This window comes from Rhodoferax potami (genome assembly GCF_032193805.1).
GTDB lineage: Bacteria > Pseudomonadota > Gammaproteobacteria > Burkholderiales > Burkholderiaceae_C > Allorhodoferax > Allorhodoferax potami_A.
In genome coordinates, this window is record NZ_JAVBIK010000001.1 from 2,261,045 (window position 1) to 2,276,035 (window position 14,991).

At 60.7% G+C, this 14,991-nt stretch carries 14 protein-coding genes; all 14 read left to right on the forward strand.

The features are described 5' to 3' along the window. Nucleotides 1–57 precede the first annotated feature (57 nt). The 14 genes from bamE (at nucleotide 58) to RAE19_RS10815 (ending at nucleotide 14,948) form a co-directional block, all read left to right on the forward strand. Nucleotides 58–612, forward strand: a complete 555-nt coding sequence (gene bamE, locus RAE19_RS10750; RefSeq protein ID WP_313874879.1) for an outer membrane protein assembly factor BamE domain-containing protein — start codon at nucleotides 58–60, stop codon at nucleotides 610–612. Between the two features lie 25 nt (nucleotides 613–637). Next, nucleotides 638–1,441, forward strand: coding sequence for a 4-hydroxy-tetrahydrodipicolinate reductase (gene dapB, locus RAE19_RS10755; protein WP_313874880.1), 804 nt, complete (start codon nucleotides 638–640; stop codon nucleotides 1,439–1,441). Continuing rightward, nucleotides 1,438–2,088: a MotA/TolQ/ExbB proton channel family protein gene (locus tag RAE19_RS10760; RefSeq protein ID WP_313874881.1), complete on the forward strand. Its 651-nt coding sequence runs from the start codon at nucleotides 1,438–1,440 to the stop codon at nucleotides 2,086–2,088. Before dapB ends, RAE19_RS10760 begins: the two co-directional genes overlap by 4 nt. Before the next feature lie 2 nt (nucleotides 2,089–2,090). Further along, complete coding sequence (locus RAE19_RS10765; RefSeq protein WP_313874882.1) at nucleotides 2,091–2,519, forward strand: ExbD/TolR family protein; 429 nt, start codon at nucleotides 2,091–2,093, stop codon at nucleotides 2,517–2,519. A gap of 73 nt (nucleotides 2,520–2,592) precedes the next feature. Then, the gene (gene leuS / locus RAE19_RS10770) at nucleotides 2,593–5,331 is read left to right on the forward strand and encodes a leucine--tRNA ligase (protein WP_313874883.1); all 2,739 of its coding nucleotides are present in this window, start codon (nucleotides 2,593–2,595) and stop codon (nucleotides 5,329–5,331) included. A gap of 5 nt (nucleotides 5,332–5,336) precedes the next feature. After that, nucleotides 5,337–5,837, forward strand: coding sequence for an LPS assembly lipoprotein LptE (gene lptE / locus RAE19_RS10775; RefSeq protein WP_313874884.1), 501 nt, complete (start codon nucleotides 5,337–5,339; stop codon nucleotides 5,835–5,837). Nucleotides 5,838–5,844: 7 nt separating this feature from the next. Next, the gene (locus RAE19_RS10780; RefSeq protein WP_313874885.1) at nucleotides 5,845–6,318 is read left to right on the forward strand and encodes an Lrp/AsnC family transcriptional regulator; all 474 of its coding nucleotides are present in this window, start codon (nucleotides 5,845–5,847) and stop codon (nucleotides 6,316–6,318) included. Between the two features lie 178 nt (nucleotides 6,319–6,496). Beyond that, entirely contained in the window at nucleotides 6,497–7,549 is a 1,053-nt protein-coding gene (locus tag RAE19_RS10785; protein ID WP_313874886.1) for an ornithine cyclodeaminase, read from the forward strand. Next, nucleotides 7,546–8,445 carry an arginase gene (locus tag RAE19_RS10790; protein WP_313874887.1) on the forward strand — a complete coding sequence of 300 codons (900 nt, stop codon included), beginning with the start codon at nucleotides 7,546–7,548 and terminating at the stop codon, nucleotides 8,443–8,445. The genes RAE19_RS10785 and RAE19_RS10790 overlap by 4 nt, the downstream gene beginning before the upstream one ends. 53 nt (nucleotides 8,446–8,498) lie before the next feature. Further along, the gene (gene holA, locus RAE19_RS10795) at nucleotides 8,499–9,596 is read left to right on the forward strand and encodes a DNA polymerase III subunit delta (protein ID WP_313874888.1); all 1,098 of its coding nucleotides are present in this window, start codon (nucleotides 8,499–8,501) and stop codon (nucleotides 9,594–9,596) included. Between the two features lie 20 nt (nucleotides 9,597–9,616). After that, a complete protein-coding gene (locus tag RAE19_RS10800) occupies nucleotides 9,617–10,177 on the forward strand; it encodes a hypothetical protein (protein WP_313874889.1) in 561 nt (186 codons plus the stop codon). A gap of 44 nt (nucleotides 10,178–10,221) precedes the next feature. Next, entirely contained in the window at nucleotides 10,222–11,502 is a 1,281-nt protein-coding gene (locus RAE19_RS10805; RefSeq protein ID WP_313874890.1) for a glutamate-5-semialdehyde dehydrogenase, read from the forward strand. 121 nt (nucleotides 11,503–11,623) lie between these two features. Then, complete coding sequence (gene gshA / locus RAE19_RS10810; protein ID WP_313874891.1) at nucleotides 11,624–12,910, forward strand: glutamate--cysteine ligase; 1,287 nt, start codon at nucleotides 11,624–11,626, stop codon at nucleotides 12,908–12,910. Nucleotides 12,911–13,079: 169 nt separating this feature from the next. Beyond that, nucleotides 13,080–14,948, forward strand: a complete 1,869-nt coding sequence (locus RAE19_RS10815; RefSeq protein WP_313874892.1) for a potassium transporter Kup — start codon at nucleotides 13,080–13,082, stop codon at nucleotides 14,946–14,948. The last annotated feature ends 43 nt before the right edge of the window (nucleotides 14,949–14,991 follow it).

Genomic DNA, 14,991 nt, shown 5'->3' on the forward strand with positions numbered 1-14,991 from the left:
ACAGGCCAATTGGGGCCAACCGCTACAATGCCGCGATCATATCGTTCTTCAATTTTCATGCCCCTTATATCCATCCGTAGTCTCCGGACTACCGCCGTTGTCTTGTCTTTGGCAACGCTGGGCGCATGCGGATCGGTCCGCTCTACCAGCGACAAAGCCTTGGGTGTGATGACACCCTACAAAATCGATATCGTGCAGGGCAATGTAGTGACCCGCGAGCAGTTGGCGGTGTTGCGCGTGGGCATGCCCCGCGCCATCGCGCAGGACGTGCTGGGTACGCCCTTGCTGACCAGTTTGTTCCACGCCGATCGTTGGGATTACGTGTTCACGCTCAAGCGCCAGGGCAGTGAGCCACAGGCCCGCAAGGTCACCGTGTTTTTTGCCAACGATGCGATCAGCCGTATTGAAGCGGACGAGTTGCCCAGTGAAACAGAATTTGTGTCCACCCTGCGCTCGAAAGCGGTCGCGGGCCCGCTACCGCCTTTGACTGCGTCCGAGGATGCGTTGAAAAAGTTTCCCGCGCCCAAGCGGGGTGATGGCGCCGTCACGCCCGCGCCGTCTTCCGGCAACTCCGGTACCGCTTACCCGCCGCTGGAGCCCAGCGGACTTTGATCTCCCTTTGACGAATAGTTAGACCATGACCCATACCATTGCCATCGCAGGTGCCTCCGGCCGCATGGGCCAGATGTTGATTGAAGCCGTGCGCGCTGCAGACGATTGCACCTTGACTGGCGCATTGGATATCGCGGGTAGTGCCGCATTGGGCTTGGATGCAGGCGCGTTTTCCGGCAAAGCCGCTGGCGTGTTGATCACCTCTGATTTGCGTGAAGGCCTAAAAAACAGCAAGGCGCTGATTGACTTCACCCGGCCAGAAGGCACTCTGGCGCATTTGCATGTGTGCCGCGAGCTGGGGGTTGCCGCTGTGATCGGCACCACCGGGTTTACTGACGAGCAAAAGGCCGAAATCGCCGAGATCGCCAAGTCCATTCCTATCATGATGGCTCCCAACATGAGCGTCGGGGTCAATGTGACCTTGAAACTGTTGGAGATGGCGGCCAAAGCGCTTTCTACCGGTTATGACATCGAGATTGTGGAAGCCCACCACCGTCACAAGGTGGATGCTCCTTCCGGCACAGCGCTCAAGATGGGCGAAGTCATTGCCGACGCCCTCGGTCGTGATTTGAAGGAATGCGCTGTGTACGAGCGCTATGGCGTGACCGGTGAGCGTGATCCCTCCAGCATCGGCTTCGCCACCATCCGGGGTGGCGATATCGTGGGTGACCACACAGTGCTGTTTGCCGGCACTGGCGAGCGGATAGAGATCACCCACAAGTCCTCCAGCCGTGCCACCTATGCGCAAGGCAGCTTGCGCGCTGTGCGCTTCCTGGCTGGCCGCGCACCCGGTTTGTATGACATGTTTGATGTACTCAATTTGAAATGAGTGCGCTGCAAATCATCTTCCAGGGGGATGCGGTCCACACCAGTGTTGCACTGGTTCTGCTCAGCATGTCGGTGGTCGCATGGTTTGTGATTTTTTGGAAAGGCTGGCTTTTGCAGCGAGCCTCGCGCGATGTGTCCCGCAGTACCGCCGCCTTTTGGCAGTCACCGGATATGCAAGGCGCTTTGCTTGCCCTGCCGGCTTTTGACCGCGAGGGCTTGGTCCTTCCCCTGGTGCAGGCATCTCAAGTTCAACAGCCAGGTACCTTGGCGAGTGCCGGTGACCGCGGGCAGCAACTCACCCGGGTGCTGCGCGATGCCTTGCATGGTGTGTTGCAGCGTCTCCAAGCCGGGCAGGTGTTGTTGGCCACGGTGGGCTCCACAGCGCCTTTCGTCGGGCTACTGGGTACGGTGTGGGGGATCTATCACGCGCTGGTCGGTATCACGGGCGGTGGCCAGGTCAGCATCGACAAAATCGCCGGTCCCGTCGGCGAAGCGCTGATCATGACGGCCGCAGGCTTGGCGGTGGCGATTCCTGCCGTGTTGGCTTACAACATTTTCGGACGACTGATCGGGCGTATCGAGGCCGATCTGGAAGGTTTTGCGCTGGATCTGCGTGAGTTGTTACTCACGCGCGGCAACGGGGCTTGACCATGGCTTTTGGTCGCCTGGAGCGCTCCAATGCACCCCAACCCATCAGCGACATCAATATGACGCCGCTGATCGACGTGATGCTGGTGCTGCTGGTGATTTTTATCATCACCGCACCTTTGATGGTGAGCGCCGTCAAGGTAAACCTGCCGCAAGCCCAAGGAGGGCAAGCGCTCAATGCTCCTCAATTTATAGCGGTTTCCGTGGATCCTGCGGGGCAAGTCTATGTGAACGAGCAGCCGTTCGACCAGCCTGCTGTCGGCAAAGCATTTGAAGAGGCCGCCAAACGCAACCCCCAAACAGAAGTCCAGTTGCGTGCCGACTCCACGGTGCCCTATGGGCAGGTGGTGGAGTTGATGGGGTTGGCCCAAAAAGCGGGTCTGAGCAAGATCGGATTCGTGGCCGAACCGCGGCCGACAGCAGCTCCCTGAACCATGGCGCAGTGCAGCGCCTAAAATCGCACCAAGCCTCTCTATTTGGCAGCGCCATTGCTGCTCACTCCCCATGCAAGACAAGTACCAGCACCTCGACGTAGAACAAGCCGCGCAAGCCCATTGGGCACAGCCTTTGTGGAATGGCGATACCGCCTACCGTGTGACCGAGAACGCAGTGGGCGTGGACGGCAAGCCCAAGAAGAAGTTCTACGCCTGCTCCATGCTGCCGTACCCCAGCGGCAAGCTGCACATGGGCCATGTGCGCAACTACACCATCAACGACATGCTGGCCCGTTACCTGCGCATGAACGGCCATAACGTGCTCATGCCCATGGGCTGGGACGCCTTCGGGTTGCCTGCCGAAAACGCGGCACTCAAGAACAAAGTGCCCCCTGCCAAGTGGACCTACGAGAACATTGCCTACATGAAGAGCCAGATGCAGGCCATGGGTCTGGCCATCGACTGGAGCCGTGAAGTCGCCACCTGCGACCCGCAGTACTACAAGTGGAACCAGTGGCTGTTCCTGAAGATGCTGGAAAAAGGCATTGCCTACCGCAAGACCCAAGTGGTCAACTGGGACCCGGTGGACCAGACCGTGTTGGCCAACGAACAGGTGATTGACGGCAAGGGCTGGCGCACCGGTGCGGTGGTCGAAAAGCGCGAGATCCCCGGCTACTACCTGAAGATCACCGACTACGCGCAAGAGCTGCTGGACCATGTGCAGATGGGCAACGACAAGGCCACGCTCACCGGCTGGCCCGACCGCGTGCGTCTGATGCAGGAAAACTGGATTGGTAAGTCGGAGGGCGTGCGCTTTGCCTTCACCCACGACATCAAGGACGCGAGCGGTGCGCTGATTGGTGACGGCCGTATGTATGTGTTCACCACCCGTGCGGACACGGTGATGGGCGTGACCTTCTGCGCCGTGGCGCCCGAGCACCCCCTCGCTGCGCATGCTGCAGCAACCAACCCGGCGCTGGCCGCTTTCATTGAAGAGTGCAAGACCGGTGGCACCACCGAAGCCGAGCTGGCCACGCAAGAGAAGAAGGGCCTGAACACCGGCCTGTTTGTGACCCACCCGCTGACCGGCGCGGCCGTGCCTGTGTGGGTCGGCAACTATGTGTTGATGGGCTATGGCGATGGCGCCGTGATGGGCGTACCTGCGCACGACGAGCGTGACTTTGCATTTGCCAAGAAATACGGCATCGAGATCAAGCAGGTCGTCTCCGCTGAGGGCGAAACCTTCTCGTTGGACGCCTGGGCCGATTGGTATGGCGACAAGCAGCGCGCGGTCACAGTTAACTCTGGCAAATACGATGGACTGGCCTACAAGGCAGCGGTCGATGCCGTGGCTGCAGACCTGGCTGCCCAAGGGCTAGGCGAGAAGAAAACCACCTGGCGTCTGCGCGACTGGGGCGTAAGCCGCCAGCGCTACTGGGGCACGCCGATTCCGATCATCCATTGCGATGAACATGGCGCCGTGCCGGTGCCCGAGAAAGACCTGCCCGTGGTCCTGCCGCAAGACTGCGTGCCCGATGGTTCCGGCAACCCGCTGCACAAGCATGAAGGCTTCCACGCGGGCGTGGTCTGCCCGGTGTGCGGCAAGCCTGCGCGCCGTGAGACCGACACCATGGACACCTTCGTGGACTCGTCTTGGTACTTCATGCGCTATTGCGATCCAAAGAATCCGGACGCCATGGTGGCCGGCGGGGCGGACTATTGGATGCCGATGGACCAATACATCGGCGGTATCGAACACGCCATCTTGCACTTGCTGTACGCCCGTTTCTGGACCAAGGTCATGCGCGACCTGGGTCTGGTGAAGGTGGACGAGCCCTTTACCAAGCTGCTGACCCAGGGCATGGTGCTCAACCACATCTACAGCCGCCGTACAGCCAAGGGTGGCAAAGAGTACTTCTGGCCCAAGGATGTGGAGCATGTGCATGATGCGGCCGGCAAGGTGGTGGGCGCCAAGCTGATTACTGAAGTCGACAGCGCAGATGGCATGCTGCCGGTAGGCACTGCCATCGACTACGAGGGCGTGGGCACCATGTCCAAGTCCAAGAACAACGGTGTGGACCCGCAAGAGCTGATCGCCAAGTACGGTGCAGACACCGCCCGCATCTACACCATGTTCACCTCGCCCCCCGAGGCCACTTTGGAGTGGAACGACTCGGCGGTGGAGGGTAGCTACCGCTTCCTGCGCCGTGTCTGGAACTTTGGCTACAAACTGTCTGCTATGGATTCAGTAGCTGCTCGCGCAAGCGTAGCGGGCGCCAAGAGCCTGAATGATGTGGAATTCGGCAAGGAAGCCAAGGCGCTCCGGCTGGAGATGCACACCGTGCTCAAGCAGGTGGACTTTGACTACCAGCGCATGCAGTACAACACGGTGGTGTCAGGCGCGATGAAGATGATCAACGCGCTGGAAGGCTTCAAGGCCCTGGACAGTGCGGGTGCGCAAGTGGCCCTCATCGAAGGCTTCGGCATTCTGCTGCGTTGCCTGTATCCCGCCACTCCACACTTGTCCCACGCCTTGTGGTCGGAGTTGGGCTATTCGTCGGCATTGGGCGATCTGCTGGACGCCCCTTGGCCTCAGGTGGATGCAGCGGCTCTGGTGCAAGACGAGATCGAGCTGGTGCTGCAAATCAACGGCAAGTTGCGCGGCGCGGTGCGTGTACCGGCAGCGGCTGACAAGGCCGCCATTGAAGCCGCTGCGCTGGCCAGCGAGGTGTTCATCGCCCATGCAGCAGGCGCTCCTGCCAAGAAGGTCATCGTGGTGCCCGGTCGCCTGGTCAACATCGTCGTCTGATCACCATGCTGCAACGCCGATCGCTTTTTGCGCTGCCTGTGGCTGCCCTGCTGGGAGGCTGCGGCTTCAAGCTGCGCGGCAAACAAAACTACGCCTTTGAGACGATTGCGGTCACGCCCGAAAAGGGCGCGGCGGTGGCCTCGGAGCTCAGCCGCTACCTGGGCGACATGGTGCGGCCGGTGGCGCCTGCTGCGGGCGGTGTGCCTCCGGAGGTGATTGTCGATATCTTGGGCGAAACGCGCGAAAAGGTGATCGTGGCCCTCAACGCCTCCGGCCAGGTGCGCGAATACCAATTGCGGATCAAGGTGCGCTTTCGCATGCGCACCTCGCAAGGCCAGGACCTGATTGAGCCCACGGACATCTTGCAGGAGCGGGACGTCAGCTTCAACGAATCTGCTGTGCTGGCCAAAGAGGCGGAAGAGGCGCTGCTTTACCGCGATATGCAGTCCGATATCGTGCAGCAGTTGCTGCGCCGTATTGCGGCTGTGAAAAGCCTGAATCCGTAAGGTGGCCATGGACCGGGTCGATCACACCTTGCTGGAGTTGCTGCAGCGCGACGGGCGTATGAGCGCGCAGGCCTTGTCAGAGGTGGTCAACCTGTCGGCCCGTGCGACCCTGAACCGGATCCACAAGCTGGAGGACGAAGGGCACATCGAAGGTTACCGGGCTTTGCTGGCACGCCAGTCCATCGGTGAGCATGTGTCGGTGTTTGCGGAAATTGCCCTCAAGGACCAGCGCCAGGCGACGGTGCAGCGCTTTGAGCAGGCCATGGTCGCCTGCCCGGAGGTGATCGCCTGCTACCTGGTGAGTGGCCGCTACGATTACCTGGTCCGCCTGGCTTGCCGTGACTTGAACCACTACCGTGAACTGACCAATACTTGGATTGACGATGTCGGCTTGGGTGTCGACAAGGTGGTGACCAGCACCGAGCTGCAAACCGTGAAAGAGTTTGCCGGCTTCCCCCTGATGGTCCGTACGACCCGCTAATTACCGGCAATTCCGTTTCGGATGTGGCATTCGGGGCCGGCAGCGGTTTGCGCGCTTTGCCAGCCCGACTTCGTCGCTTAACTCCCTGCTGGCAGGCCTAGACTAGGTGCAGCTGCCGGCGTTGCGGTAGATGCGGAATCCGCATCCCCTCGCGGCACTTTGCCCTGAGGAGAAGCCCATGACCCGCTATATCGACGTCCATGACATGCAAGCCCTGGTGCGCCAGCACGGTCTGGCCCCCATGATGTCCGAGATGGCCCAGACCATCCGTGAAGACTTTTTGCGTTGGGAGGACTTCGACAAATCCCCCCGCACTGCCAACCACAGCACCAACGGTGTCATCGAGCTGATGCCGGTGTCCGACAACGCGCTGTACGCCTTCAAATACGTGAACGGCCACCCCAAGAACCCGTTGCAAGGCCTGTCCACCGTGATGGCCTTTGGCGTGCTGGCCGATGTGGCCACCGGTTACCCCGAGTTGCTCAGCGAGCTCACCATTACCACCGCCTTGCGCACGGCTGCGACCTCGGCCATGGCGGCCAAAGTGCTGGCTCGCCCCGAGAGCAAAACCATGGCCCTGATAGGCAATGGCTCGCAAAGTGAATTCCAGGCAATTGCGTTCATGACGCAGCTGGGAATCACCACGCTTCGCGTGTTCGATGTGGACCCCAAGGCCAGCGACAAGCTGGTGGCGAACTTGCGCCCGTACACCGAGTCTGGCGCGCTGACCATCGTGCGCTGTGCCTCGACCCGTGAAGCGGTGCGCGGCGCCGACATCGTGACCACGGTAACCGCCGACAAAACCAATGCCACCATCCTGACGGCGGACATGATCGAACCCGGCATGCACCTCAATGCCGTGGGCGGCGACTGCCCAGGCAAGACCGAGCTGGAGGCCTCCATCCTGAATCAGGCCAAAGTTTTCGTGGAGTTTGAACCCCAGACGCGCATCGAGGGCGAGCTGCAGCAGATGCCTGCGGACTTTGTAACCCACCCACTCTGGCAGGTACTGGCTGGCCACGCTGCAGGCCGGGACCACGCCGAACAAGTGACCTTGTTTGACTCGGTGGGTTTTGCCCTGGAGGATTTGTCGGCTCTGCGCTATGTCCATGCACTGTCCCAGAAGCTGGGCGTAGGCAGCACCGTGCAACTGGTGCCCGACCTGGCAGATCCCAAAGACCTGTTCGCTTGTGCCACCACCGTTCCTGCGCCATTGCGCAAAGCCGCATGAGCCAGCCGGTGTTACACATCGTCGGCGCAGCGGTCGGCGAGGGCGCCAGCGATGGCGGATGCAAATGGGGCTCCAACGCCCTGAAAGAGCATGGTCTGCAGCGCGCTTTGGCAGCGACCGGACGTACCGTGACCTGGGGCGAGACGGTGAGTGCCCAGCCTATGCTGGCTAGCAGCCGATTGGGTGCGATTGAAGGGTTCTCGGAGCATCTGGCCCAGACGGTGGCGCAGGTGCTGCACCACAGGCAGCAACCCCTGGTGGTGGGCGGTGACCATTCGTGTGCAGTGGGCACCTGGAGTGCTGTGGCAGAACATCTGCGCCCCCAAGGCAGAGTGGGGCTGGTCTGGATCGACGCACACCTGGATGCCCACACCCCCGACACCTCCGATACGCAAGCCCCTCATGGCATGCCCTTGGCGGCGCTGTTGGGTCACGGTTCGGTGGGGATGACGGATCTATTTGGCTGGCGCGGCAAGTTGTTGCCTTCGCAGGTCGCCATCATCGGTGCCCGCAGTTACGAGCCGGCCTTGCTCAACCAATTGGGCGTGCGCGTGATGTACATGCCTGAGGTCTTGGAGCGCGGGTTTGCCGCCTGCTTTGCCGAGGCTCGGGCTATTGCGTCGACGGGTACTGCGGGGTGGGGCATCAGCTTCGATCTCGATGGGCTTGACCCGCGCGATGCGCCCGGCACCGGCACGCCGGTCGAGCAGGGCATTCGCCTCGCGGATGCGCTTCAGGCCCTTGACGGCTGCAGTCACGATCCGCAGTTTGTGGCGATGGAACTCACCGAGTACAACCCCTTGCGCGACTTTGGGGGGCAGACCGCCCGCGCGGCGACAGCGCTGCTGTGTACCGTACTTGCGCCATCGGCTGCAACGCTGGAGCTGGCCGCCTAAGCCCTGCGCCGCAGCTGTGCAAGGGCAGGTGTGCCAAGTAAACTCACCACCTTATGCAAGTCGCGGCCAACCAACTCCAGAACCACCTGCAACGCGGGCTCAAGAGCCTGTACACCTTGCACGGTGACGAGCCGCTGCTGCAGCAAGAGGCGCTGGATGCGATCCGCGCAGTGGCCCGCACCCAGGGCTACACCGAGCGAACCTCGCACACCGTGGCCGGTGCCCACTTCGATTGGAGCGAGGTACTTGCCGCAGGCGGCTCACTCAGCCTGTTTGCCGACAAGCAGATTGTGGAAATCCGCATCCCCAGTGGCAAGCCGGGCAAAGACGGCAGCGTTGCGCTGCAGCAGTTGGCCGAAGCCGCGCAGGGCAACGACTCCACCCTCACCATCGTCATGCTGCCGCGCTTGGACAAGATGACCAAGTCCGGCGCCTGGTTCTCCGCGCTGGAGAGTTATGGCATCTCGCTTCAGGTCGATCCGATTGAGCGCAACGCCTTGCCGCAGTGGATTGCCCAGCGCCTGGGCGCCCAAGGGCAGCGAGTGGCCGCCGGTGAAGAAGGGCAGCGCACCCTGCAGTTTTTTGCTGACCGTGTGGAGGGCAACCTGCTGGCTGCTCATCAGGAAATTCAAAAACTCGGCCTGCTGTATCCGGCGAATACCGGTGACGGCGTGTTGACGTTGGCGCAGGTCGAAAGCGCCGTGCTGAATGTGGCGCGCTACGACGTGTTCAAGCTCTCCGAAGCGGTGCTTGCCGGCCAGGCAGCGCGGGTGCAGCGCATGCTCGATGGATTGCAAGCCGAAGGCGAGGCCGAAGTGCTGGTGCACTACACCCTGGCCGAAGATATTCGCTCCTTGAAGCGTGTCAAAGACGCCATGGGCCAGGGGCGCCCCTTGCCGATGGCCCTGCGCGAAAACCGCATCTGGGGCGTCAAAGAGCGCCTGTTCGAGCGGGTGCTGCCCAAGCTGTCTGAGCGCACCTTGGCAGAGCTCTTGCAGTCCGCCCATGTGGTGGACGGCATTGTCAAAGGCCTGAAGCAGCCCGACTGGCCAGCCAGTGGCTGGCAAGCCTTGCACCGGCTGGCGCTGCAGGTTTGCGCCTTATGCGGCCGCCAAGCCCATCCGGCATCTGCCGGCGGCATGCGTCGCTGAGGCCCCGGCAGGAGACAGGTGTGACCGATGCCACCCCTGCCCAGCGGCATGTGCAGCGCCACAACCAAATCTCCATACGCCTGCACTACCGGCATGAGGCGGATTGGCACCGCGTGGAGGCCCAGCAGTGGAATGAGCGTGGATTCTGCTTTTTTCATACCCATGCGCTAAATGCCAATTCAGTCGCCTTCAAACGCAGTTTGCAGCATTTTGAGGGTGAGGTCGTCTGGACACGCACTTGCCAAGACGAGGCACTGGTGACCGAGATGTTGCTCAATGAAGCGATCCACCGACAGGCCGACCGTGTGTCTACCCAAGCTGAGATGCAGACGCGCCTGCTGCGGCTGATGCGTGTGCAAGGCATGGTGGAGGCCAAGCAGCGGGTGCTCGCCTCTCTGGGCGGGATGCCGGATGCTGCCAAATGGCAGCACCAGATCCAGCAGCGCATGCAAGAGGCATTGTTTCAATCCGGCGTGCGTGTGGCCTCACCGGTGTGGTCTGCGGTGGTGGTCGATGCGCTGGCTTTGGGCGGTGTGGTGCAGGATCTGGAGCGCTGGTCGGGCAGCCTAGGCAAAGGGTAGGCAGGGCTGGATCGGGTCTTTCTGTGTTCTGCGAAAATCAGGCTATGAACGCCACCAACACCACCGAATACACCCTGGCCCTTGGTTCACAAGCAAAAGTGGCATCCGCCCTCATGGCGCGTGCGCCATCTGCTATGAAAAACGTAGCATTGCGTGCTTTGGCCCGCCTGCTGCGCGAGAACACCGCAGCCCTGCAGGTGGACAACGCCAAGGATATTGAGCGGGCTGTGGCCAACGGCCTGTCTGCTCCGATGGTGGATCGCCTCAAGCTCACCCCCAAAGTGCTCGAAACCTGTGCCGAAGGCTGCGAGCAGCTGGCTGCCATGGCCGATGTAATCGGCGAAATCATCGGCATGAAGCAGCAGCCCAGCGGCATCCGCGTGGGCCAGATGCGGGTGCCGATCGGGGTGTTCGGAATGATTTTCGAGAGCCGCCCGAATGTGACCATCGAGGCTGCCAGCCTTTCCATCAAGAGCGGCAACGCGTGCATCTTGCGGGGCGGCTCGGAGGCGATTGACTCCAACAAAGCACTGGCCAAGCTGGTGCAGCAGGCCCTGACTGAAGCCGGCTTGCCTGCCGATGCGGTGCAACTGGTGCAAACCACCGACCGCGAGGTGGTGGGGCAGTTGATCGCGATGCCCCAGTTCGTGGATGTGATCATCCCCCGCGGTGGCAAGGGACTGATTGAGCGCATCAGCCGCGATGCCAAGGTGCCTGTCATCAAGCACCTGGACGGCAATTGCCACACCTATGTGGACGATCCTTGCGACATCGCCATGGCGGTCAAAGTGGCAGACAACGCCAAAACCAACAAATACAGCCCTTGCAATGCGACGGAAGGCCTGCTGGTGGCGCGCGGTGTAGCCGCCCAGTTTTTGCCGCTGATCGGCAAAATCTACGCGGACAAGGGTGTCGAGATGCGCTGCGATGCCGAAGGGCGAGCCATTCTCGAAGGTGTTGCCGGTGCCAACGTCACAGACGCTACCGAGCAAGACTGGTATGAAGAGTACTTGGCCCCCATCGTCAGCGTGAAGTTGGTGGACGGCGTGGACGAAGCGATTGCCCATATCAACCGGTACAGCAGCCACCACACCGACGCCATCCTGACCACCAACCACGTGCACGCCCAGCGGTTCTTGCGCGAAGTGGACTCGGCGAGTGTGATGGTGAACGCCAGCACCCGGTTTGCCGATGGCTTTGAGTACGGCTTGGGGGCAGAAATCGGTATCAGCACCGACAAATTCCACGCCCGGGGCCCGGTGGGCATCGAGGGCCTGACCTCGCTGAAATACGTGGTGCTGGGCGAGGGCGAAGTGAGAGCCTGAGCCCCATGCGTCGCGGATTTTCCGTCGCGCAGTGTGCGAATGATGACTAAACTGAAACTTACTAGCCTAGCCAGTCATGTTGTAAACTGACCGGTCACGATTATTCAAAGAAAGCCACTCCATGGTTCCCCATCTCATTACCGCGTTGACCGGTCCTATCAATGAACTCGAGCAGCGGATCTTGGACTCCATGCCTGCGATCGAGCGTTGGTTCCGCTTGGAGTGGATGGAGCACACGCCCCCGTTCTATACCGCCGTCGATGTGCGCAATGCGGGTTTCAAGCTCGCGCCGGTGGACACCGACTTCTTCCCCGGTGGCTGGAACAACCTGACCCCTGCCATGCTGCCCTTGGCCGTGCAGGCGGCCCAAGCGGCGATTGAAAAAATCTGCCCTGAAGCGCGCAACCTGCTGATCATTCCTGACAACAACCTGCGCAGCACCTACTACCTGATGAATCTGGCCCAGTTGGGGCGCATTTTCAACATGGCCGGTTTGAATGTCCGTATCGGTTCGATCAGCGCAGACATCAAGAAAAGCACCAAAATTGATTTGCCCGACGGCGATTCGATCACCCTGGACCCGGTAGTGCGCACCAAAGGTCGTTTGGGGGTCAAAGATTTCGACCCGTGCACCATTCTGCTGAACAACGATTTGCGCGCTGGCGTGCCGGGCATTCTCGAAGACTTGCATGAGCAGTACCTGCTGCCGCCTCTGCACGCCAGTTGGTCGACCCGCCGCAAAAGCACCCACTTCCGTTGCTACGAAGAGGTGGCCAAGCGCTTTGGCAAGTTGATCGGTGTGGACCATTGGCTGATGACGCCGATGTTCGAACCCTACGGCGTGGTGGATCTGCAAAGTGCCGAGGGGATTGCCGCTTTGGTGAGCCGCATCGAGGGCATGCTGACCAAGGTCAAGAAAAAATACAAGGAATACGGGATCAAGGAAAAGCCCTTCCTCGTGATCAAGGCGGACAACCGGACCAGCGGCAACACGATTCTTTCGGTGCGCGACACCAAAGATTTAGAGGCCAAACTCCGCAAAATGGGCGCTGGTTTGGAAGCCGGGCCCGATCCTCTGGAGCTGATTCTGCAAGAAGGGGTGCTTACCAATGAGCGCGTCAACGATGCGGTGGCCGAGCCGGTGGTCTACCTGATGGACCGCTATGTGGTGGGTGGCTTTTACCGGATGCATGCCGAACGCGGGGTCGACGAGAACCTCAGCGCCCCTGGCTCCAGCTACGTGCCACTGGCTTTCGCTGAGAGTACGCACTTACCTCAGCCCGGTGTGCGCCCCGGTGGAAGTGCACCCAACCGCTTCTACATGTACGGGGTGATTGGCCGCCTAGCCATGCTGGCAGCCAGCTACGAGCTGGAAGCCACTGACCCCGACGCAGAGCGCTACGACTGACCGCCGTCAAGCCCTCTCGGGCCCAAGATGCTCCAAGTTGCTGCAGTGCAACACGGAGCGAAAAAGCCCGAGAAACGCGTGTTTGGTACTTGCCGGCCGGTTTACAAAGCGCAAAATAGCGGTCCCTCAAGGAACGGAACCCGGCGCTTCATGCAGGCCGGGGGTTTTTGTGTCAGCATCCAAATCGTCTCTCGCGGCACTCACGCTTGGTGCCATCGGCGTTGTATACGGCGACATCGGCACTAGTGTGCTGTACGCGCTCAAAGAGGTCTTCGGCTCCGGCCATGTCCCCTTCACGGAAGAGAATATCTACGGAATTCTCTCCATCTTCTTCTGGACCCTGACGGTCATCGTCTCCATCAAGTACGTGGTTCTCGTCCTGCGGGCCGACAACCATGGCGAAGGCGGGCTGGTGGCCATGTTGGCCCTGGCGTCCCAGTCGGTTAAAGACAAACCACAGCTGCGCCGGGTATTGCTGCTGCTGGGCATCTTTGGAACCTGCTTGTTCTATGGCGACGGGGTAATCACCCCGGCCATTTCGGTGCTGTCTGCCGTGGAGGGTCTGGAGGTGATATCTCCGGGCTTCAAGCGCTTTGTGATCCCGCTCACACTGGTGATTTTGTTTTGCCTGTTTGCCGTGCAAAAGCGTGGCACAGCCGGCATTGGCAAGTTCTTCGGCCCGATCACCGTGGTCTGGTTCGTCACCATCGCTGTTCTGGGCGTGAGCCACATCATTGACCAGCCGCGGATCTTGTGGGCGATCAGCCCGCATTACGCCTTGGGCTTCATGTGGAACAACCCCGGCACCACCTTCATCATTCTGGGGGCGGTGGTCTTGTGCGTGACCGGCGGCGAGGCCTTGTATGCCGACATGGGGCATTTCGGGAAAAAACCGATCCGCCTGGCCTGGTTTTCTATCGTGATGCCGGCACTCACCCTGAATTACTTCGGTCAAGGCGCCCTGTTGCTGGACTACCCGGAGGCGGTCAAAAACCCGTTTTACCTGATGGCGCCTGATTGGGCGTTGCTGCCCCTGGTCGGCCTTGCCACCATGGCCACTGTGATCGCATCGCAAGCCTTGATCTCGGGCGCGTTCTCGGTGACCAAACAGGTCATCCAATTGGGCTACCTGCCCCGTTTGCGGATTGACCACACCAGCGTCAAAGACACCGGCCAAATTTACATGCCGTTTGTGAATTGGGGCTTGTTCGTGGCGATTGTGTTGGCCGTGGTGATGTTCAAGTCCTCGAGCAATCTGGCGGCGGCCTACGGCATTGCGGTCTGTACCGATATGCTGATCACGACCATCCTGACGTTCTATGTCATCCGCTACAACTGGACGTATCCGCTGTGGCTGTGCATCGGCGCCACCGGCTTTTTCTTTGTGGTGGACTTCGCCTTCTGGACGTCCAACCTGCTCAAGTTCTTTGAAGGCGGCTGGTTCCCGCTGGCGATCGGCGGCGCGATCTTTACGCTGATGGTGACTTGGAAAGACGGCCGCAGACTGCTCAACGAAAAACTGCGTGCCGATTCGCTGGATCTATCGAGCTTTCTGGAAGCGGTCTTTGTTAGTCCACCCGCACGGGTCGAGGGTACAGCCGTGTTTTTGACCGCAGACAAAGGCAGTGTGCCTAACGCCCTGCTGCACAACCTCAAGCACAACAAGGTATTGCACGCCAATAATTTGTTTGTGACGGTCAAGAGCCACGAGGTGCCGTGGATCGGCTTGGACAAGCGCTTGCAGATCGAGTCGCTTGGCCATGATTGCTGGCAAGTCATCATCAACTACGGCTTCAAAAACGACCCCGATGTGCCCAAGGCCCTGGAGCAGATGCGGGGCCGCGGCTGCGCCTTAGACGCCATGACCACCAGCTACTTTCTGTCGCGCGATACGGTGGTGCCTACCTTGGGTCAGGGCATGGCGCCGTGGCGTGAAAAGTTGTTTGCGCAGATGCACCACAACGCGAGTGGCGCTGCCGACTTCTTGAATTTGCCCAACAACTCGGTTGTAGAGCTGGGTTCCAAAATCGAAATCTAAGCGATGGAGCCCCGCCGCTCCGCTGTTGCTCAGGTCGTTGACA